Origin of the sequence: Brucella rhizosphaerae, assembly GCF_002252475.1 — a bacterium.
Taxonomy (GTDB): Bacteria; Pseudomonadota; Alphaproteobacteria; order Rhizobiales; family Rhizobiaceae; genus Brucella; species Brucella rhizosphaerae.
In genome coordinates this window covers 315,482-336,905 of sequence record NZ_NNRK01000034.1, presented here as the reverse complement: position 1 = coordinate 336,905, position 21,424 = coordinate 315,482, and the positions used below count along the sequence as shown (strand labels likewise).

Below are 21,424 nucleotides of genomic sequence, written 5' to 3'. Positions count from 1 at the left end.
ATTTCTCCTCCTTCATCAGACCAGTTTTCGCTGGCCCATTTCGGCAGCCAAGGTGTACCGCCGGTTTTAATTTGGCAAGATCACCGCAAGATCAATTCAATATCAGCTTTGGCAGGTTGCGCAGAAAAAGGTCGACCGACCAGCCTGCACAGCGCGCTCGACCATGCCAGTACAGCCCGGAGAGCGGCAAGGCTGCGCCTCGCGGCCATAGACTGAGAATGAGTGCTGAAAATAGCCAAGCGCGCCGTCAGCCTGAATATAGTCTTTCAGGCTCGATCCACCCGCAGCAATGGCTTCCGCAATCACAGTGCGAATATCCCCTGCGAGACGATCAAGCGTCTCCTTATCCTTCACGATGGAACCTGCGGCCCGCATGGGCGAGAGCCGTGAGCGCCACAACGCCTCACAAACATAAATATTGCCAAGCCCTGCAATCAGTCGCTGATCAAGCAGCGCCGCTTTTAATGGTGTCTTGCGGCCTTCAAAGAGAGTGCCCAGCAATTCACCGGAAAGTCGATTGCCGGTTGGCTCAATGCCGAGCCCTTTGAGCAACGGATGATCATCGAGTGTACCACTCTCGGCAAAGAGCATGAAACCGAAGCGGCGCGGATCATTATAGATGATGCGCGCCTTCGAGCCGTCAGTGCGTAACATATGAAAGACAACATGATCGTGCTTGGCGATTTTGGATCGTTCATGATGGAAGCCGCCGGGCATTCCTTCTGCTTCATCTGCTTCGATGCGAAACGAACCCGACATTCCAAGATGGCTGATAATCGACAATCCATCATCAAGATGCATGGTCAGATATTTCGCACGACGTCCCAATGCCTCAATACGGTGGCCTGAAATACGCTCCACGAACTGGTCGGGAAAAGGGAAGCGCAGATCTGCTCTGTTCTGCTCAACCCGCTCCACATTTGCGCCTTCCATGAAGGGCTGCAATCCACGGCGAACCGTCTCGACCTCTGGCAATTCGGGCATTGATCATCTTTCCAGCAAATAGTTCAGTCAGCTTCATATAAGCCGCAGAACCCACATTTGCCATCCGTTAACCCAAACCGGATCGAAGTCACCCACAAGCACCATTCGGGCGATATTAACGTTTTGTTTTCCTTGTTTCTTAAACTCATCACAATTGGCAGGCACTACAAGGAACCCCAACGAGACTTCAGCTCAGGGTAAGTAACATGCCGGCTTTGATGACGCGCTTTTTCAAAAACAGATCGGGTGCAGCGATGATCGAATGCACACTCATCGGTGCGCTTGCCATTATCGCCGTCATTAGTGGCATGGCGCTTTTCGCCGGAAAGCCCGCTTCCGCTTTCGATTATAAGGCAGTGCAGGTTCAGTTCGTCGAACGAAACTGAGTGGTTCGCCTTCATGCAGAATTGAATAGCCACCCGGTTCACGCCGGGTGGCTATTTGTTTATTGATCAGACGGCGTGCGCTCAATCGGGCGCACAAAGGTCGGAATCAAAAGGACCACCAGCAAGTTTATGAATCTGATGGATTGAATTTGACGTTTGAAAAGGCATTTGTGTCGGTCGGGATTCAAACGTCAAATTCAATCCACCAGCTACAGTTTTTTACCGCCGAGGAATGTCATGACCGTTGAGATCGTTACCGCAAAATCGGCAGACAGCCGCCCCATCTGGTTCATCGGGAAAAACAAAATCGACCAGATTGCCTTTATTGCCAACGCTCAGTCCTGGGCCAAAGCGAACGATTTTAACGGCGAAGCCGGACGCGTTCTTGTGCTTCCTGGTAAAGATGGCTCAATCGCTGGCGCTCTGTTTGGAACAGGCGATGATGAACAAGGCGGCCAATCGCAGCTTTTGGCTGGTAAGCTTGCCCGCAGTCTGCCCGAGGGTGACTGGCATATTGAAGGCAAGCCTGAACATGCCGAATTGACAGCACTCGCTTTTCTTATGGGCGGCTATAGTTTCACGCGCTATCGCAAGGGCAATAGTAAGATTATCCGTCTTGCCGTCTCTGAAAGCGTGGATGCCGCTGAAACTCAGCGCATCGCCAATGCTGTGACGCTTACCCGCGATCTCATCAACACACCAACCAATGACATGGGACCAGACGCACTGGAGCAGGCGGCACGTGATCTCGCGTCCAGGAATGGTGCAAAGATCAGCACGGTCGAAGGTGATGCCCTCCTGAAACAGAACTTGCCCCTTATCCATGCGGTTGGCCGCGCGGGTAGTATCGCACCACGGCTGATCGATCTCACATGGGGTAATGACAGCGACCCAAAAATCACGCTCGTCGGCAAGGGCGTCTGCTTTGATACGGGCGGCCTCGACATCAAGCCTGCCTCTGGCATGTTGCTCATGAAAAAAGATATGGGTGGCGCTGCCAATGTTCTGGGCCTTGCCTCCATCATCATGGACGCGAAGCTCCCTGTTCGGCTGCGTGTCCTGATACCGGCTGTCGAGAACGCAATCGCCGGCAATGCTTTCCGCCCGAGTGATGTTCTGCAAAGCCGCAAAGGACTAACAGTCGAAATCGGCAACACCGATGCTGAAGGCCGTCTGGTTCTGGCTGACGCACTGGCCCTTGCCGATGAAGAAGAGCCGGACCTCGTTATCGATATGGCAACGCTCACAGGTGCCGCGCGCGTGGCGCTCGGCCCGGACCTACCACCTTTCTATACGCATGATGATGCGCTTGCCGCAGCCATCGCAGAGAAGGCTGATCAAACAGCAGACCCGCTCTGGCGCATGCCACTCTGGCAGCCTTATGCGCAAAAACTATCGTCGCGCGTGGCAGACATCAACAATGTCACCACCGATGGCTTTGCAGGCTCGGTAACGGCTGCATTGTTCTTGAGCCGTTTTGTCGAGAAGGCAAAAAGCTGGGCGCATTTTGATATTTACGGCTGGGTGCCAGCGGAAAAGCCTGCCTCACCTGTGGGCGGTGAAGCACAGGCAATCCGCGCGCTTTATCAGCTTCTCAAAGAGAAATATCCTGCTCTGTGACCGGCCCAATAATTGGCAAACTGAAAATGCTTGCCAGCAAAGAGAAAACGGCGTTGAATGATACGGGTCCGAAACGATCATTAAGCGGCTTGTGATATATGCCCGTTGAACTGAAACCTTTGCAGGCGCTGACATTGCTGCGAACCTTGTCGCTGGAACAGGTGCGGGACGAGATGCCCGACCTGACAACGCGTCAGGTCGCTATTCTTCTCACCATTTATCTGGAGCCGCCGCCGCACACCGTTCGGGGGCTTGCAGCCAAGCTGAATGTCACCAAGCCGGTGATTACCCGCGCCCTCGATACGATGGGAGCGCTCGATCTTGTATCCCGGCATCGTGATGAAAAAGATCGTCGAAATGTGCTAGTAAAGAGAACCGTTACTGGCGCACTATATGTCGAAAGATTGGGCGATCTGGTGATCGCTAAGGCCAGGGAGTTACCACTGTGAGCATGCTCGACCGTCGTTTGAATGCCTATCGTCCGGATCTCGCCGACGAACGATTGAGCGGCAAGGTGGAAGCGAGCCGCTTTACCGCTGGCACCCAGATGCAGGTTTCGGCTTCTGTGCTCGATCTTCGGGCCGAACCACGGCCGGACAGCGGGCCGCAAACCCAGATCATTTTCGGCGACATGGTACGCGTGTTCGAAGAGCAGGACGGCTGGTCCTGGGTTCAGGCCGAACGCGATGGCTATACCGGCTACGTATCTGCGGCATCGCTGGAAATGCCAGGTGCAGATGCAACACATATGGTTATCGTGCCGCGCACGTTCATCTATCCCGGCTCGGATCTTCGCTTCCCGCACACCAAAGCACTTTCGCTTGGCTCACGCGTGCGCATCGCTGGCTCGGCTGAAACACGCGGCACGCAATATGCGTTGCTTGAGAATGGTGAAGCGCTGATTGCAACCCATCTCGCGCCCCTTGATCAGCATGCCGCTGACTATGTCGCGGTTGCCGAAACATTACTGCATACGCCCTATCTGTGGGGCGGAACGTCGGGTTTTGGTATCGATTGCTCCGGCATCGTGCAGCTTTCGATGTGGGTTTCAGGCCGCAAGGTCTTGCGCGATTCGGACATGCAGCAAAACACGCTCGGCGAAATCATCGAGCCGGACGCTGACTATTCCAATCTCAAGCGCGGTGATCTGGTGTTCTGGAAAGGCCATGTCGCGATCTGCGCGGCTGCCGATATGCTGATCCATGCCAGTGGCCATACCATGACCGTGACAATGGAGCCGCTTCACGATGCAATCAAGCGTATCGCCTATCTCTACGATCTGCCAACCCTGATCAGAAGACCCTAAGCGTGAGACCATGAAGCGAAAAGGAACAATATGGATCGCAGGGCTGATTCTCGGCCTCGGAGCCTTTTTCCCTTCCGCTGTCTCATTTGAAAGAGTTGCCCGCATGACCATAACCGCATCGCCAGCCAGCTTTGCCAGCGTCAATGGCATTGAGATGTATTATCGTGTCGCGGGCAAAGGGCCGCCAATTCTTCTCATCCATGGCGGTTTATCCGATCAGCATGTCTGGGACGCGCAACTGCCGATTCTCGCTCGCGATCATACGGTGATTGTCGCAGACAGTCGTGGTCAGGGACGCTCGACACGCACGACCGAACCCCTCACCTATGAGTTGATGGCCGATGATTATGTAGCACTGCTGGATTATCTCGATATCGGCAAGGTCGATCTGGTCGGCTGGAGTGATGGCGGCATTATCGGCATCGATATTGCCATGCGCTATCCCGAAAGGCTGAAAAGTCTGTTTGCGCAAGCCGCCAATGTCACGCCCGAAGGATCGACAGGCTATGTGCTGGCGCGCGCCGAAGGCAAGCCGCTTCCCGAATTGCGCCACTATGAAAGTATCGACAAGGAAATCCATGCCCTCTGGGCGAACGAGCCGAACTATACGGCGCAGGACTTGTCAAAGATTACCGTGCGAACTGCTATCGTTATCGGTGATCGCGATACTGCAATCACGCGTGAGCATACCGAGTTTATTGCAGATCATATTCCCGGCGCCCGGCTGGTTATTCTGCCCGATTCAGGTCATGGCGTTCCGGCGGAAAATCCTCGCCTATATGCGCACACGGTGCTGAAATTTATTGCCGGCGACAGTCCCGATGGTTCGGTTACGGCCAGCAAATAGCGCAGCTCTCCCAAAAGTGAGAACCGATGTTGGGATAAAGACATGCGCAAAAAACAAAGATTTAAAGCCTGTCGCATGGATTTTATAAACGCGACACGCTTTAGCTTCAAACGCGATTAGGCAGGACACGGTCCGGCGGGCGATGGCCGTCGACAAAAGCCCGGATATTGATAATCACCTTGTCGCCCATATCGACCCGGCCTTCAATCGTGGCCGACCCCATATGCGGTAGCAACACGACTTTGCCTTTTTCAGCCAGTGAAAGAAGCTGCGGATTGACCGCCGGTTCATGCTCGAACACATCGAGACCCGCGCCCGCAATCTTGCCCTGTTCGATCAGCTCAACCAGCGCATTCTCATCGATAATCTGACCACGCGCCGTGTTGACCAGATAGGCTGTTGGCTGCATGAGCGCTATTCTGCGGGCTGAAAGCAGATGAAATGTTGCCGGCGTCGACGGGCAATTAACCGAAATAATGTCCATACGAGCCAGCATCTGATCAAGACTGTCCCAATAGGTTGCTTCCAGCTCTTCCTCGACCTGCGCGCTGACACGCTTGCGATTGTGATAATGGATTGAGAGGCCAAAAGCCTTGGCGCGGCGTGCAACGGCAGTACCAATGCGGCCCATGCCGACGATACCGAGGCGCTTGCCCCAGATACGGCGTCCGAGCATCCATGTCGGTGACCAGCCCGGCCATTCTCCATCGCGCTCGTTCAGTACATTCGCGCCCTCAACCAGCCGGCGAGGCACCATCAGCAACAGCGCCAGCGTCATGTCGGCAGTGTCTTCGGTCAGCACATTGGGTGTGTTGGTGACGGTGATACCGCGCTTTGCAGCTGCAGCCACGTCGATATTATCGACGCCATTGCCAAAATTCGCGATGAGTTTGAGATTTGGCCCGGCCTGTTCAATCGCAGCCGCATCGATCACGTCAGTAATGCAGGGTACGAGAACATCTGCCTCTTTCATCGCAGCGATGATTTCAGGCTGCGACATGCGATGGTCGTCTATATTTAAACGTGCGTCGAACAATTCCCGCATTCGGGTTTCAACCGGGTCAGGCAGTTTTCGGGTAAGAACCACCAGTGGTTTCTTCTTGTTCGACATCTCCACCCCATTTTTTGAGCAAAGCTCTAAAAGTCGCTTTCAGGCATTTTCAGGCGCAGAACACGGTTCACAATCCCTGAAAATCCTTCAGAGCGCCGCGCGCCCACTTGGGTGCTACCCACGGACGCTCTGCCATATTTAATCCATGCATCGTGCTTTCCAAAAATCGATACCGATTTTTTGAGCCGATGCTGTAGCCGATATCCCCTGTTGAGACCTCCTTAACCAAGAAGGTGCAATATGAGATATTGCTTCGGCTGCACATCTCTAGCAAGGCGGCGCGGCAAAGACAAAGAAAAACAGAATCGTAAAAACGGTAACAGAGCAGTCTCAGCAGTTTTCACAGGCCTGCAAAAGCCAAAACTCTTGTAACTGTTTTTCGATCACAAGCGGGAAAACCGCGTAGTTATTCGTTTTCGCAGTTTCAGTCGGTCCCTCCCCCTTGCCCTGAAACTGCCCGACATGACAGGACGGCGAGAGGTCAGAATTGTACCGAGTACTTTCGCAACGCTTTTTTATGGCAGCGCTTGGCAGCATCGCATTGCTGCTGGTTATTGCGCCACTTGGCGCATCGCACCAACACGCAGCAATGGCTCAGGCGCCAGCAGGCACGTCGCTGGGGGCAAGCGGCCTGCCCGTGCCGCGCTTTGTCAGTCTCAAGCCAGCACGCGTTAATTTGCGTATCGGACCCGGCCGCGATTATGCGGTGTCGTGGCTGTTCATGAAGTCGGGCCTGCCTGTAGAAATCATTCAGGAATACGACAACTGGCGCCGCATCCGCGATGCCGATGGAACTGAAGGCTGGGTTTATCAGTCACTTCTGTCGGGCAAGCGCACGGCGATTACCGCACCTTGGCTCAAGAACAACGAAGGGTCCATGATCACCATGCATCGCGACCCGACCGAAACATCGGGACTTGCGGCAGAAATCGAACCCAACGTGATCGGCACCGTTCGCCAGTGCAATGGCCAGTGGTGCCGGATGGACATGCAGGGCACCCGCGGCTGGATCAAGCAATCAGATCTTTGGGGCGTCTATCCCGACGAAGTCTTTGATTGATCCAGGAACCCAAATTGAACGTAAATTTCGATGCTTGACGAGCGAGTGCCAGTGACGGTACTCCTCTCAAACAAACGACGAAGGAGTTTTATGCGCAGAAGTTCATCGCTGCCGTTTTAACGGATTTGAACCCTACCCCTTGCGGTGGGATATTTGTGCATATTAAAACTCCGGAATAATCATGAAAAACATGTCGGTCACGATCCGCGCCTATGAGGCTGCGGACAAACAAACCTTATCTTCCATCTGGTATCGCGCTTCACTTGAAGTCCACGCCTTTCTTGGAACAGACCTGCTTTGCGACCAGCAGAAGCTGATCGAAGACGTCTATCTGGAAAAGGCCGAAACCTTTGTTGCTATCATAGACAACGAGCCTGTCGGCTTTATCGGCCTTCTGGACAGTTTCATTGGCGGACTGTTCGTCGATCCTGCCGCTCAGGGCCATGGCATAGGGCGCATGCTGATTGCCTATGCTCTGGAACTTAAAGGCGAACTTTCGCTTGAAGTTTACGCCGATAATGAAAGAGCATGTCGCTTCTACGAGCAACTTGGTTTTCAAGAAGTCAGCCGTCGCTCGGAAGACGATAACGGACTTCCGTTTGCCAATATCGAGATGTTGTTGAAGGGTTGAAAAAAAGCGGGGCGATTGCTCGCCCCGCTCCTGCATTTCAGGTTAACCCGGCTATTACCAAGCCGGGATGACCGAGCCTTTGAAGGTTTCAGCGATAAACTGCTTCACTTCCGGGCTATGGTAGGTACTGATCAGCGTCTTCACCCATTCGGCATCCTTGTCAGCGGTGCGCACGACCAGCACATTGACATAGGGAGCCTTTTCGCCTTCGCGGATAAGCGCGTCGGCAGCGGGGTTCATTCCGGCTTCCAAAGCGTAGTTGGTGTTGATGACAGCAGCATCCACATCTTCGAGCGAACGAGGCAATTGTGCGGCATCCAGTTCCACAAACTTCAGGTTCTTTGGATTTTCCGTCACATCGATAGACGTTACTTTCAATCCCTTGGCAGCATCAAGCTTGATGATTCCATTGTCAGCGAGCACCAGAAGCGCACGACCGCCATTGGTTGGATCGTTCGGAATAGCGATGGTGGAACCATCAGCAAGCTCGGAAATATTCTTCAGCTTCTTGGAATACATCCCCATCGGAAAGTTGACAGTCGGCGCTACGGTTTCAATCGGAAAGCCGCGATCGGCGACCTGATTATCGAGATAAGGCTGATGCTGGAAAGAGTTTGCCTCCAGCGAACCATCCGCGAGGGCCATGTTGGGAATCACATAATCAGAAAATTCCTGAATATCGATTTCAATACCCTTGGCGGCGGCGACTTCCTTGACCTTCTCCATGATCTGGGCATGCGGGCCCGGCGTCACGCCAATGCGAATCTTATCAGCAAAAACACTTCCGGTTGCAAACAGGGTGAATGCGGTGGCGGCAATTATCAACTTGCGCATTGGCATCTCTTGGCATCTCCAGTCAGATTGTTCTTGGCATATTCCTGATCGGTTGGGAGACGATTACGGAATGCCTATATTAGGTGTGATTGATCGGGTGAATCACTTTAACCGGGGATGCGCAACAAAAAAGCGGCCCTAAGCCGCTTTCTGAAAACTTATATTGAAGCGCTTAACGCGACTTGCGTCGCAAATCCACCTAACGCGACTTGCGTCGCAAACCCACCTAACGCGACTTGCGTCGCAGGCGGACAATAATATCCACATTGACAATTTCCATGCCTTCAGGCGCTTCAGGCATATTGGAAACTGTTGGCTGACCGCGCTCACCATGCGGAATATCGAAAACCACATTTTCCCCTTCGAGGAAGAAATGCTGGTGATCGGAAATATTGGTGTCGAAATAGGTTTTCGACCCCTCAACCGCGATGATGCGCAGCATGCCAGCTTCGGTAAACTGGTGCAGCGTGTTGTAGACAGTCGCAAGCGAAACCGGCACTTCTGCAAGCACCGCTTCTTCATGAAGGTCTTCAGCGGAAAGGTGGCGATCGCCCTGAGCATAGATCAGGTTGGCGAGTGAAACCCGCTGACGTGTCGGGCGCAAACCTGCGCCGCGAAGCCGTTCTTCCATTGAAACCATCGAGTGGTGGGCATGATAATTCTGCATATTCACCCTTGGATCCGTCACAAGCTTGTAGCAATTTCGTCAAAGATTGAACGGGCTGTTGCCCATTGCCTACTGACATTGATATATGCCGTTGCGAATTAAGTATCAATAGGCATGGTAAAACCCGCCTTTTTTGGGAAAACTCTCTGCACTATTTTACTGACGGAAACACTATATGTTAGAGGTGTTCCCGAAAAGACGACAACCCGACCGCTTCTGGAGACAGAAATGGTCACATCAGAATGATCCTCAAGGGAGGCGTAATGGCAGAACAGAAATCGAGCTACGGGTATGAAGAGCTCCTCAGCTGCGCACGCGGTGAGTTGTTCGGTCCCGGTAATGCACAGCTCCCCCTGCCACCAATGCTGATGGTGCATCGCATCACCGAAATTTCCGAAACCGGCGGAGAGTTCGACAAGGGCTTTATCCGTGCCGAATATGACGTACGTCCCGATGACTGGTATTTCCCATGCCATTTTCAGGGCAATCCGATCATGCCCGGCTGCCTTGGCCTCGACGGCATGTGGCAGCTGACGGGCTTCTTCCTCGGCTGGCTCGGTGAGCCGGGACGCGGCATGGCTCTCTCCACTGGCGAAGTGAAGTTCAAAGGCATGATCCGTCCGCACACCAAGCTTCTGGAATATGGTATAGACTTCAAACGCGTCATGCGTGGTCGTCTTGTGCTTGGTACGGCCGACGGCTGGCTGAAAGCCGATGGCGAAACAATCTACAAGGCAAGCGACCTGCGCGTCGGCCTATCGAAAGACGGCGACGCAGCCTAATTCATCATCATTCACGGGCGCGACTGCAAAAAAAATCGAGTTTTCATGCAGCCGCGCTCAAAACATGCGAAGATCGCACCTATGTAACCGGGAGCAAGGTCAGCCTTCACGGGTTGATCACACGGAACAGGTGTAAAGGAGAGCGCGATGCGGCGTGTGGTCGTAACGGGTATGGGGATTGTATCCTCAATAGGAAACAACACCGAAGAGGTCACGACCTCCTTGCGTGAAGCCAAATCCGGCATTTCCCGTGCTGAAGAATATGCCGAACTCGGTTTCCGTTGCCAGGTGCACGGTGCGCCGAAAATCGACGTCGAAGCACTCGTAGACCGTCGCGCAATGCGCTTCCATGGCCGTGGTACGGCATGGAATCACGTCGCTATGGATCAGGCAATTGCCGATGCGGGTCTTTCGGAAGAACAGATCTCTAACGATCGCACCGGTATTATCATGGGTTCCGGCGGCCCTTCGACACGCACGATTGTCGATAGTGCTGACATCACTCGTGAAAAGGGTCCGAAGCGCGTTGGACCGTTTGCCGTGCCGAAAGCCATGAGCTCGACAGCATCGGCGACGCTTGCAACGTTCTTCAAGATCAAGGGCGTGAATTATTCGATTTCGTCCGCTTGTGCGACGTCGAACCATTGTATCGGCAATGCATTCGAGATGATCCAGTATGGCAAGCAGGACCGCATGTTTGCGGGCGGCTGTGAAGACCTCGACTGGACGCTCTCCGTGCTGTTCGACGCCATGGGTGCCATGTCGTCAAAGTATAACGACACGCCTGACAAGGCCTCACGCGCTTACGACAAGAATCGCGATGGCTTTGTTATCGCCGGTGGCGCTGGCGTTCTCGTGCTGGAAGATCTCGAAACTGCGCTTGCGCGTGGTGCAAAGATTTACGGTGAGATCGTTGGCTATGGTGCAACATCTGACGGCTACGACATGGTTGCCCCATCGGGCGAAGGTGCCGTTCGCTGCATGAAGATGGCGCTCTCCACCGTTAAGGGCAAGATCGACTACATCAACCCGCATGCGACCTCGACACCCGCAGGCGACGCACCGGAAATCGATGCGATTCGCCAGATTTTCGGATCAGGCGATGCCTGTCCGCCAATCGCAGCCACCAAATCGCTGACCGGTCACTCGCTGGGTGCCACAGGCGTGCAGGAAGCAATCTACTCGCTTTTGATGATGCAGAACAATTTCATCTGCGAAAGCGCTCATATCGAAGAACTGGATCCTGCATTCGCGGACATGCCTATCGTTCGCAAGCGCATCGATAATGCTCAGCTCAATACCGTGCTCTCCAACTCGTTTGGGTTTGGCGGCACCAATGCAACGCTGGTCTTCCAGCGCTATCAGAGCTGACGGAGAGGGACAATATGGAAGGTCTGATGCAAGGAAAACGCGGCCTCATTATGGGGGTCGCGAATAATCACTCGCTGGCATGGGGAATTTCAAAGCAACTCGCAGCACAGGGCGCTGAGCTGGCATTTACCTATCAGGGCGATGCACTCGGCAAACGGGTAAAGCCGCTTGCCGAACAGGTCGGTTCGGATTTCGTACTGCCTTGCGATGTTGAAAATATCGAATCTGTCGATGCCGTTTTCGCTGAAATCGAGAAGAAGTGGGGAAAGCTCGATTTCATCGTTCACGCCATCGGATTCTCCGACAAGACCGAACTGAAGGGTCGTTACGCAGACGTCACCACGCGCGAAAATTTCAGCCGCACAATGGTGATTTCCGCCTACTCCTTCACGGAAATGGCACAGCGCGCAGAAAAGCTCATGAAGGACGGCGGCTCGATCCTGACGCTGACCTATGGCGGTTCCACACGCACGATTCCGAACTACAATGTCATGGGTGTTGCCAAAGCTGCCCTTGAAGCGATGGTTCGTTATCTGGCTGCCGATTACGGTCCGCAGGGCATCCGCGTCAACGCGATCTCGGCTGGTCCGGTTCGCACGCTGGCCGGTGCCGGTATTGGCGATGCACGCGCCATTTTCAGCTATCAGCGCCGCAATTCGCCACTGCGTCGCACCGTCGATATCGATGATGTCGGCAAGTCGGCACTTTATCTGTTGTCTGATCTGTCGAGCGGTGTCACCGGCGAAATCCATTATGTGGATTCGGGTTACAACATCGTATCGATGCCGACACTGGAAGAGTTGAAAAGCTCAGACGTCGAACGCGGCGAATAAGCTGAGATACTCGTTAAAAAAAGCCGCCCTTTGGGGCGGCTTTTTTATTTTGATCACTTTTTTGCATCAAATATTTTGAAGCCCTTCGCATCTTCCAGAACGGTCACGTTCTTGAACAAGCTCTTTAATGTGGCTTCATAGGGCAACTGACGGTTTGCGACCATCAACAGTCGCCCACCGATTTTCAGGCGAGACGCAGCCGCAGCTATAAATGTCTGTCCGAGCGACATGTCGGCCGCGCGTCCTTCATGAAATGGCGGATTCATGATGACGGTATCATAAATACCGGCCATTTTTTCACTGGTCACGTCGAACCAGTTGAACGAGATCGGAACGGAAGCGCCAAGACGCTCCAGATTACCGCGCGCAGCCTCCAGCGCCTCGTAATCTGCCTCGAAAAGATCGATTGCCTTGATACGGTCAGCATATTTGAGGCTTTGTGCTGCGAGATAACCCCAGCCTGCGCCAAGATCGGCAACATTGCCAAACACGATCTTTTCCATATGCGGGACCAGCAGTGCCGATCCCTTGTCGATTGCGCCATGTGAGAACATGCCAGGCTCGGTGCGGAACACGTCGTCAATGTCTGACGCCAGTGGCTTGAGCGAATTGATGAAATCATCGCTGAGGTCAGCAGGGCGCTGCAGCCAGAACGAAACCGCGTGGTTCTTGGAAAGCCTGTCGCTGATGTCGGCTATATTGCCGACCCATTTGCGGAAACTATCCACGCCGAGCTTCTTGTCTCCCGAAATGACGATCCACCCACCCGGCTCAACACGCGCCAGAAGCTCCGAGAACCACGCCTCGTTGCGCCCTCGGTGTTTTCCGAGCAGTAGCAGTCCGCCAGAGTAACGCGCGTCAGTGGAGAGCCTTGGCTCAACCTGAAAGCCTTCCTTTTTCAACTCCAGCCAATCAGGACGCCATGGTTGCAGGCAGGTCAATGCCCGTTTCCATTCATCTTCAAGCTGACGGTCTGCGGAAATCCCGCAGCCAAGGTAGGTTTGCCCATTCTCTGGAAGATCCAGGATGCCTTGTTCGAAGGGAAGGAAGAGTGTTTTTTGTGCCGGTGTCATCATGGCTCATCCATGGTCTTGAATTGATTCACGTGCAACAAAAAAGCGCGCCTTCTGAGCGCGCTTTTATAGTTTGATGGAGACAGCGTTTGCTTACCGCATGATCTTATCCAAAAAGTCTGAAACTTTTTGGGACCGAGCGTTATTCAGCGTCAGCTTCTGCCTTCTTGTCTGCGGCAACTTCCTTGCCGGTTTCCTGGTCGACGACCTTCATCGACAGGCGAACCTTGCCACGCTCGTCAAAGCCCATGAGCTTGACCCAGACCTTCTGGCCTTCCTTGACCACATCGGTGGTCTTGGCAACGCGGTCGGAAGCGAGCTGCGAGATGTGAACAAGACCGTCACGTGGACCGAAGAAGTTTACGAAAGCACCGAAGTCAGCGGTCTTAACAACCGTACCTTCGTAGATTTCGCCAACTTCAGGTTCAGCAACAATCGAGTGAATCCACTTCTTGGCGGCTTCGATTTCCTTGCCGTTCGACGAAGCGATCTTGACCGTACCATCGTCTTCGATGTTGATCTTCGCGCCGGTCTTTTCGACGATTTCACGAATAACCTTACCACCCGAACCGATAACATCACGGATCTTGTCGGTAGGAATGTTCATGACTTCGATGCGTGGAGCAAATTCGCCGAGTTCGTCACGCGACGTTGAAAGAGCCTTGCTCATTTCGCCGAGGATGTGAACGCGACCGCCCTTAGCCTGTTCCAGAGCGACCTTCATGATCTCTTCGGTGATACCGTCGATCTTGATGTCCATCTGAAGTGCGGTGATGCCGTTTTCAGTACCGGCTACCTTGAAGTCCATGTCGCCGAGATGATCTTCATCACCAAGAATGTCAGACAGAACTGCGAAACGCTCGCCTTCCTTGATCAGACCCATAGCAATACCGGCCACCGGACGGGTGATTGGAACGCCTGCATCCATCAGAGCCAGCGAGGTGCCGCAAACAGTTGCCATCGACGACGAACCGTTGGATTCGGTGATCTCGGAAACAGTACGGATCGTGTAAGGGAACTGTTCAGCTGCTGGCAGCATTGGGTGGATTGCACGCCATGCGAGCTTGCCATGACCAACTTCGCGACGACCTGGCGAACCCATGCGACCGGTTTCACCGACTGAATATGGCGGGAAGTTGTAATGGAGCATGAAGGATTCTTTGTACGTACCGGTCAGAGAATCGATCATCTGTTCGTCTTCGCCGGTGCCGAGCGTGGCAACAACGATTGCCTGCGTTTCACCGCGGGTAAACAGAGCCGAACCGTGGGTGCGTGGCAGAAGACCAACTTCGGAAACGATTGCACGAACGGTCGACAAATCGCGGCCATCGATACGGTTGCCGGTGTCGAGAATGTTCCAGCGAACAATCTTAGCCTGCAGGTGCTTGAAAACGGTCGCAAACTTTTCAGCCGAGAATTCTGGCTCTTCAACGCCTTCTGGGAAGAAGTGAGCCTTCGCCTTGGCCTTTGCAGCGTCAACAGCGACGTAGCGAGCCTGCTTTTCAGTGATCTTGTATGCATCGCGCAGGTCGTTTTCGACAACTGCGAGCATCTTGGCTTCGAGGTCCGACAGATCTTCCGGCTGGAAGTCACGTGGTTCCTTGGCAGCAACTTCAGCAAGCTTGATGATCGCGTCGATCACAGGCTGGAAGCCCTTCTGACCGAAAACAACAGCGCCGAGCATGACTTCTTCGGAAAGTTCCTGAGCTTCCGATTCAACCATCAGAACTGCATCAGTCGTACCGGCAACAACCAGATCGAGCTTCGATTCTGGCATTTCGTCGATATTCGGGTTCAGCACATATTCGCCGTTGATGTAACCAACGCGTGCGCCGCCGATTGGGCCCATGAAAGGAACGCCGGAAATGGTCAGTGCAGCAGAAGCTGCAACCATCGAAACGACGTCTGGATTGTTTTCGAGGTCATGCTGAATGACGGTCAGAACAACCTGTGTGTCGTTCTTGTAGCCATCAACGAAAAGTGGGCGGATCGGACGGTCGATCAGGCGCGAAACCAGAGTTTCGTTTTCGCTTGGACGACCTTCACGCTTGAAGAAGCCACCTGGGATCTTGCCAGCTGCGTAGGTCTTTTCCTGATAGTTAACGGTCAGTGGGAAGAAATCCTGACCCGGCTTTGGTTCCTTGGCAGAAACAACAGTCGCCAGAACGACGGTTTCGCCATAGGTTGCGAGAACTGCACCGTCAGCCTGACGTGCAATCTTGCCGGTTTCCAGAATGAGCGGACGGCCGCCCCATTCGATTTCAACTTTATGTGTGTTGAACATATCTAGTCCTTATGTGGAGACGCCGCGCAAAAGCGCTGGGACATCATCCGGGTTGGCGGACACGCCACGGGCAAGACAACGGGAAGCTCGCTTAAAGGCCGAACTACCTGCAATCCTGCCCCATGACTGGTCCAGGTCATGAGCCTCATGGCTCTTAAGAGCGGTTCCAGTTAAGATTGAAGCGTTGGAACCGCGTCTCACTGTTTATTTCTAAGCATTATCCTACGCAAAACCGCTTCGCACTTTTGCTGGAAATGCTTTGATTGGCATGACGGAATGCACCCAGTGCGCCGTCTCATGCCAGATGGGCATTTGCCCTATAAACGCATTCTCTTTCAGGAAAGCGGCTATCCGCTCATCCTTAGAACACCGTAATATCTGCGCACATCGTTCTGGATGCACTTGTAAACCAAACGGGCGACGTTTTAAGACGTCGCCCGATTTTACCGTTAGCGGCGCAGGCCGAGACGGCCGATCAGCGCCTGGTAACGTGCCTGGTCGACGCCCTTGACATAGTCAAGAAGACGACGACGCTGCGAAACCAGCTTCAAAAGACCGCGACGCGAATGATTGTCATTCTTGTGGCCCTTGAAATGATCTGTAAGGTTAGAAATACGCTCGGAAAGAACGGCAACCTGTACTTCAGGGGAGCCGGTATCGCCTTCCTTGGTGGCGTATTCCTTGATAAGTGCTTGCTTGCGCTCAGCAGTAATCGACATCGTACACCCTTTCTTGATGAGAGGAAAAAGAGACGCCCAGGCCGGGATGTCGTCCAGCGCGGGCCATTTACACGATCTGACGTACATTTCGTACGATCGCTGAAGGGGCATATAGTGCAAAAACGGCAATAATACCAGCGTCAAATATGCCCGGGCATCTTCGCGGTTAATTTAACCTGCTGTGAAAACCCGCTTTGGCTTGAACTGACCATGCTCAATATAGCCGATTGCAAGCAACTTGCCATGCGCGGTTACACAGGCTTCATCGGCTTCCAATGGTGCATCGCGTCCGCGCAGAATAACTGGATTACCCAGACGCACACGTTGCGCCTGATCATCGGTCAGCGGAACCTGTGGCAGGCAATCAAGGGCTGCACCTGTATCGATGACAAGCGCGTCGAGTGCCGAGAAATCGCGGCGTGGTGCCGGCTGCTCAACAACCTCGGCCTCAGCATCGCCCTCGCTCTCTTCCTTCTTGGGCGGCAGCGGTGGCCAGACTTCTTCAAGCTCTGCCAGCGTTACCAGATCCTCTTCTGTGAAGGGAGCCACTTCGATGCGACGCAAATCAGAAATATGACCAAAGCAGCCAAGATCGCGGCCCATATCGCGGGCAAGCGAGCGCACATAGGTGCCCTTGGAGCATTCGACCTCAAACTCGGTGCGATCGGCATCTGGGGAACCGACCACTTCCAAACGGTCAATCTCGACTTCGCGGGCCGGTATTTCCACCGTCTCGCCTTCGCGCGCCAGATCATAAGCCCGCTCGCCAGCGATTTTGATGGCGGAGAACTGCGGCGGAACCTGCGAAATCACGCCGGTATAGTTTGGCAGCAAGGCCTGAATTTCGTCGCTCGTTGGGCGATTTTCGGAATTCCTGGTTGCAACGCCTTCAAGATCATCGGTTGAGCGTTCTTCGCCCCAGGTGACCGTGAAACGGTAAACCTTGGTGCCGTCCATGACATAAGGCACTGTCTTGGTGGCTTCACCAAGCGCAATTGGCAACATGCCGGAAGCAAGCGGATCGAGTGTGCCGGCATGACCGGCCTTTTCAGCATTGAAAAGCCACTTGATCTTCGAGACCGCTTCGGTCGATCCCATGCCCTTTGGCTTGTCAAAAATGACCCAGCCAGAAACCGGACGGCCTTTTTTCTTGCCCCGTCTTGCCATGCTTTATTCGTCTCCATTGCGATAGAGCGCATCCTGATCTGATTGCATCGGATCAGCGCCCTCTCTATTTGTTTTGTCGCATTCCCAGGTGCAAAACCGCTTCACAGTTTTGCTGGAAATGTTTCAGGCATCATCCGCTTCGTCGTTTTCGTCGTCGTCACGAACAAGATCGCGTGCCACTTCCGGAGAACGGAGCAGAGCATCGATCTTTGAAAAATTGTCAAAGCTTGTATCGGGCCGAAAACGGAACTCCGGCATATATTTCATCTGGGCAAGGCTTGGAGCGACGCGACCGCGAATGAACTTCGCATTTGCGGCCAGCGCCTTGATCACAGCCTGAACGTCGGAACTGCCAAGCGGTGTAACGAAACAGGTCGCGATCTTGAGATCAGGAGACATGCGCACTTCCGATACGGAAATGACAGTCTTTGCAATCAGATCATCGCGAATTTCACCACGTTGAAGCACCTGAGCCAATGCATGACGCACCTGCTCGCCGACGCGCAGCTGTCGTTGAGAAAGACCGCCCGAGCCTTTCGGATCTGGAGAACGTGCCATAAGTTTATCCTCGATAGACGACCAGATATCGACACGCTGCCATCAAAGGCTGCCCGACAATGTGGTCATGAATTGAAAGCGCAATCTACCACAGTTCCGATGGGAGTCAGACCCTCAGAACCGGGTGCGAAATACCCGCCCGCATTGTCTGCGGACGGGTAAAAGTTTCGGTTGGCTGACGTTTATTACAGCGTACGCGTAATATGCTCGACGCGGAACGCTTCGATCGTATCGCCTGCACGCATATCGTCGTAGTTTTCGAACGCCATACCGCATTCCTGACCCATCGGCACTTCAGATACTTCATCCTTGAAGCGCTTGAGTGTCTTGAGCTTGCCTTCGTGGATAACCACGTTGTCACGGATGAGGCGTACGCCTGCACCACGTTCGACCTTACCGTCAACGACGCGACAACCAGCAACCTTACCGACCTTGGTGATGTTGAAGACTTCGAGAATCTCCGCATTACCAATGAATGTTTCACGGCGCTCTGGTGACAGAAGACCCGACATCGCTGCCTTAACATCTTCGATCAAATCGTAGATGATGTTGTAGTAGCGAATTTCAGTGCCCTGCTGATCAGCCGCGTCGCGTGCCTGCTTGTTGGCGCGGACGTTGAAGCCGATGATCGCAGCATTGGAAGCTTCGGCCAGCGACACGTCGCTTTCCGTGATGCCGCCTGCACCCGAATGAACGATGCGCGCACGCACTTCGTCGGTACCGAGCTTATCGAGAGCCGTAATGATCGCTTCGACCGAACCCTGCACGTCACCCTTGATGACAAGCGGGAATTCCTTCGTGCCAGTTACCTGGAGCTGGTTCATCATCTGCTCGAGCGAGCCGCGCAGACCGGTCTGACGTGCAACGGCCTTATCACGGGCCAGACGCTGACGGTATTCAGCGATTTCACGTGCCTTGGATTCGTTGGCAACAACTGCGAAGCGGTCGCCAGCCTGCGGCGTGCCCTGAAGTCCGAGGACTTCGACCGGCATTGCAGGCCCTGCTTCCTTCACATGATCGCCGTGATCGTTGACCAGAGCGCGCACGCGGCCCCATTCATTACCGGCAGCGATAATGTCACCCGGACGCAGTGTACCCTTCTGAACCAGAACGGTTGCAACCGAACCACGACCACGGTCGAGCTGGGCTTCGATAACCACACCTTCAGCCGTACGTGTCGGATCAGCCTTGAGATCAAGGATTTCAGCCTGCAACAGAACTGCTTCAAGCAGCTTGTCGAGGTTGATCTTGTTCTTGGCCGAAACTTCGACGTCGAGCACTTCACCGCCGAGAGATTCGACAAACACATCGTGCTGAAGCAGCGAAGTACGAACCTTCTGTGCATCAGCGGTCGGCTTGTCGATCTTGTTGATCGCTACGATGATCGGAACACCCGCCGCCTTGGCATGGTTGATCGATTCAATCGTCTGCGGCATGACGCTGTCGTCAGCTGCAACCACCAGAATGGCGATGTCAGTTGCCTGAGCACCACGAGCACGCATTGCGGTAAAGGCAGCGTGGCCCGGCGTATCGATGAAAGTGATCTTCTGGCCGTTCTGTTCGACCTGATACGCACCGATATGCTGTGTGATGCCACCAGCTTCACCCGATACCACATTGGCCTGACGGATCGCATCGAGAAGCGATGTCTTGCCGTGGTCGACGTGACCCATGATGGTGACGACAGGAGGACGCGAAACGAGTGCTGTCTGATCATCAGCTACGTTGAAGATACCTTCTTCAACGTCGGATTCAGCAACACGCTTGACGGTGTGGCCAAATTCTTCAGCAATCAGCTGCGCCATATCGGCATCGATCACATCGCCCGGCTTCATCATCTGGCCCTGCTTCATCAGGTACTTGATGATGTCGACGGAACGCTCAGCCATACGCTGTGCGAGTTCCTGAAGCGTGATGGTTTCAGGCACGGTCACTTCGCGGGAAATTTTCTCGCGGGTTTCCTGCATCTGCGAACGCTTGAACTTTTCCTGACGGCGACGCATTGCCGACAGCGAACGCGAGCGACCTTCATCTTCCAGATTGCTGGAGATTGTCAGCTTGCCACGACGACGATCTTCCTCGGTCTTAGTGACCTTTGGTGTGCGTACTTCTGGCTTTGCCGGTGCACCGCGACGAGCAGCAGTCAGACCACCGCCACGACGATCATCATCATCACCACCGGCTCCACCTGGCTTGCGTTGCTGGCTCTGTGGAAGCGGCTTGTTGGCTGTTGGAATGACGTCGGCGATTGCTGGCGCTGCCGGACGTGGTCCCTGACCCGGACGACCACCAGCCTGTGGAGGACGACCCGAATGCTGTGGACGTCCACCCTGCGGTGCAGGACGGGCATCGCCACGCTGTTCCGAACGGGCTTCCGACTGCGGCATGCGCTTGTTTGCTTCCGCTGCGGCGCGAGCCTTGGCTTCTGCTTCTGTCTTCAGACGTGCTTCTTCCTCTGCCTGACGGCGAGCGGATTCTTCACGTTCCTTGGCACGGCGTGCATCTTCTTCAGCGCGACGCTTGGCTTCTTCAGCAGCGCGAACACGATCTTCCGCATCACGAACCAGCGCACCTTCCAGCGCGCGGCGGCGTGCATCCATTTCCGAACGCGACAGCGTATTCAACACCATACCCGAGCGATCAGACTGGCGTGGACGCTGGGATTGCTGGCCGGGGCGCTGCTGGTTACGCGGCTGCTGCTGTGCAACATGAGGCTTAGGCGTTGTTACAGGAGCTGCCGGTGCCGCTGCCGCAGGAGCCTTTGGCTGCTGTGGTGCAGGTGCAGGCGCTGCTGGCGCAGGTGCCTGTGGCGCTGCAGCTACGGGAGCTGCTGGCGCAGGCGTTGCGACAGGCGCAGGAGCTGCCACGGCAGCCGGTGCCTGTGGAGCTTCGGCTGCAGGAGCTGCCGGAGCGGGCTCAGCGGCAGGCTTTGGTGCCGCCGCTTCCACTTCAGGCTTTTCATCAGGCCGTGAGAACTTGCGCTTCTTAGTTTCAACGACGACAGCCTTCGTGCGGCCGTGGCTGAAATTCTGGCGCACGGTGCTCTGCTCAACGCCTGGCCGCTTGATGGTCAGCGTCTTCTTGGAGTTGACGCTCAGCGTCTTGTCGTCGTTTGTTTTATCGCTCATTACGTTTCCGTTTCCTTCGCAGCTTCTGCCGCTTTACTCGAGCAGTATCCAATCAGATCAGAT

20 protein-coding genes are annotated in these 21,424 nt (G+C 54.4%); 10 read left to right on the top strand and 10 right to left on the bottom strand.

The features are described 5' to 3' along the window. Nucleotides 1–102 precede the first annotated feature (102 nt). On the bottom strand, nt 103–984 hold the full coding sequence (gene mutM / locus CEV32_RS18695) for a bifunctional DNA-formamidopyrimidine glycosylase/DNA-(apurinic or apyrimidinic site) lyase (RefSeq protein WP_094578620.1): 882 nt from the start codon (nt 982–984) through the stop codon (nt 103–105). A gap of 206 nt (nt 985–1,190) precedes the next feature. Between mutM and CEV32_RS18690 the strand changes: the two genes are divergently transcribed. The 5 genes from CEV32_RS18690 to CEV32_RS18670 all read left to right on the top strand — a co-directional run bounded on the left by CEV32_RS18690 (nt 1,191) and on the right by CEV32_RS18670 (nt 5,143). Then, a complete protein-coding gene (locus CEV32_RS18690) occupies nt 1,191–1,370 on the top strand; it encodes a Flp family type IVb pilin (RefSeq protein ID WP_094578619.1) in 180 nt (59 codons plus the stop codon). 237 nt (nt 1,371–1,607) lie between these two features. Next, a complete protein-coding gene (locus CEV32_RS18685; RefSeq protein ID WP_094578618.1) occupies nt 1,608–2,990 on the top strand; it encodes a leucyl aminopeptidase family protein in 1,383 nt (460 codons plus the stop codon). A gap of 98 nt (nt 2,991–3,088) precedes the next feature. After that, entirely contained in the window at nt 3,089–3,439 is a 351-nt protein-coding gene (locus CEV32_RS18680; RefSeq protein ID WP_094578617.1) for a MarR family transcriptional regulator, read from the top strand. 2 nt (nt 3,440–3,441) lie between these two features. Continuing rightward, nucleotides 3,442–4,296 carry a C40 family peptidase gene (locus tag CEV32_RS18675; RefSeq protein ID WP_094578616.1) on the top strand — a complete coding sequence of 285 codons (855 nt, stop codon included), beginning with the start codon at nt 3,442–3,444 and terminating at the stop codon, nt 4,294–4,296. A gap of 10 nt (nt 4,297–4,306) precedes the next feature. Beyond that, nucleotides 4,307–5,143, top strand: coding sequence for an alpha/beta fold hydrolase (locus CEV32_RS18670; protein WP_094578615.1), 837 nt, complete (start codon nt 4,307–4,309; stop codon nt 5,141–5,143). A gap of 106 nt (nt 5,144–5,249) precedes the next feature. Here CEV32_RS18670 and CEV32_RS18665 read toward each other — a convergent pair whose 3' ends face one another. Beyond that, on the bottom strand, nt 5,250–6,254 hold the full coding sequence (locus tag CEV32_RS18665) for a 2-hydroxyacid dehydrogenase (RefSeq protein WP_024898326.1): 1,005 nt from the start codon (nt 6,252–6,254) through the stop codon (nt 5,250–5,252). A gap of 487 nt (nt 6,255–6,741) precedes the next feature. On the opposite strand from CEV32_RS18665, the gene CEV32_RS18660 reads away from it, so the two are divergent. Next, nucleotides 6,742–7,314 (top strand): SH3 domain-containing protein, encoded by a 573-nt coding sequence (locus CEV32_RS18660; RefSeq protein ID WP_094578614.1) that lies wholly within the window; start codon nt 6,742–6,744, stop codon nt 7,312–7,314. Nucleotides 7,315–7,495: 181 nt separating this feature from the next. After that, on the top strand, nt 7,496–7,945 hold the full coding sequence (locus CEV32_RS18655; protein WP_094578613.1) for a GNAT family N-acetyltransferase: 450 nt from the start codon (nt 7,496–7,498) through the stop codon (nt 7,943–7,945). A 54-nt stretch (nt 7,946–7,999) separates the two neighbouring features. Here the strand turns inward: CEV32_RS18655 and CEV32_RS18650 are convergent, their stop codons facing one another. Both CEV32_RS18650 and irrA read right to left on the bottom strand, forming a co-directional pair. Further along, nucleotides 8,000–8,779 carry a MetQ/NlpA family ABC transporter substrate-binding protein gene (locus tag CEV32_RS18650; RefSeq protein ID WP_094579162.1) on the bottom strand — a complete coding sequence of 260 codons (780 nt, stop codon included), beginning with the start codon at nt 8,777–8,779 and terminating at the stop codon, nt 8,000–8,002. A 226-nt stretch (nt 8,780–9,005) separates the two neighbouring features. Further along, a complete protein-coding gene (gene irrA / locus CEV32_RS18645; RefSeq protein ID WP_094578612.1) occupies nt 9,006–9,446 on the bottom strand; it encodes an iron response transcriptional regulator IrrA in 441 nt (146 codons plus the stop codon). A gap of 263 nt (nt 9,447–9,709) precedes the next feature. Between irrA and fabA the strand changes: the two genes are divergently transcribed. From fabA to fabI, 3 genes are all read left to right on the top strand, one after another. Beyond that, the gene (gene fabA, locus CEV32_RS18640; protein WP_094578611.1) at nt 9,710–10,228 is read left to right on the top strand and encodes a 3-hydroxyacyl-[acyl-carrier-protein] dehydratase FabA; all 519 of its coding nucleotides are present in this window, start codon (nt 9,710–9,712) and stop codon (nt 10,226–10,228) included. A gap of 147 nt (nt 10,229–10,375) precedes the next feature. Next, the gene (gene fabB, locus CEV32_RS18635) at nt 10,376–11,599 is read left to right on the top strand and encodes a beta-ketoacyl-ACP synthase I (RefSeq protein ID WP_094578610.1); all 1,224 of its coding nucleotides are present in this window, start codon (nt 10,376–10,378) and stop codon (nt 11,597–11,599) included. A gap of 14 nt (nt 11,600–11,613) precedes the next feature. Continuing rightward, nucleotides 11,614–12,432 (top strand): enoyl-ACP reductase FabI, encoded by an 819-nt coding sequence (fabI, locus tag CEV32_RS18630; protein ID WP_094578609.1) that lies wholly within the window; start codon nt 11,614–11,616, stop codon nt 12,430–12,432. 53 nt (nt 12,433–12,485) lie between these two features. Here fabI and CEV32_RS18625 read toward each other — a convergent pair whose 3' ends face one another. The 6 genes from CEV32_RS18625 to infB form a co-directional block, all read right to left on the bottom strand. Beyond that, nucleotides 12,486–13,508: a class I SAM-dependent methyltransferase gene (locus CEV32_RS18625; protein ID WP_094578608.1), complete on the bottom strand. Its 1,023-nt coding sequence runs from the start codon at nt 13,506–13,508 to the stop codon at nt 12,486–12,488. A 139-nt stretch (nt 13,509–13,647) separates the two neighbouring features. After that, nucleotides 13,648–15,789 (bottom strand): polyribonucleotide nucleotidyltransferase, encoded by a 2,142-nt coding sequence (pnp, locus tag CEV32_RS18620; protein WP_094578607.1) that lies wholly within the window; start codon nt 15,787–15,789, stop codon nt 13,648–13,650. Nucleotides 15,790–16,238: 449 nt separating this feature from the next. Beyond that, nucleotides 16,239–16,508 (bottom strand): 30S ribosomal protein S15, encoded by a 270-nt coding sequence (gene rpsO / locus CEV32_RS18615; protein WP_094578606.1) that lies wholly within the window; start codon nt 16,506–16,508, stop codon nt 16,239–16,241. Nucleotides 16,509–16,679: 171 nt separating this feature from the next. Next, entirely contained in the window at nt 16,680–17,675 is a 996-nt protein-coding gene (gene truB / locus CEV32_RS18610; RefSeq protein WP_094578605.1) for a tRNA pseudouridine(55) synthase TruB, read from the bottom strand. A 123-nt stretch (nt 17,676–17,798) separates the two neighbouring features. Then, nucleotides 17,799–18,233, bottom strand: a complete 435-nt coding sequence (gene rbfA, locus CEV32_RS18605; RefSeq protein WP_094578604.1) for a 30S ribosome-binding factor RbfA — start codon at nt 18,231–18,233, stop codon at nt 17,799–17,801. 185 nt (nt 18,234–18,418) lie between these two features. Then, complete coding sequence (infB, locus tag CEV32_RS18600) at nt 18,419–21,361, bottom strand: translation initiation factor IF-2 (RefSeq protein WP_094578603.1); 2,943 nt, start codon at nt 21,359–21,361, stop codon at nt 18,419–18,421. Between the last annotated feature and the right edge of the window lie 63 nt (nt 21,362–21,424).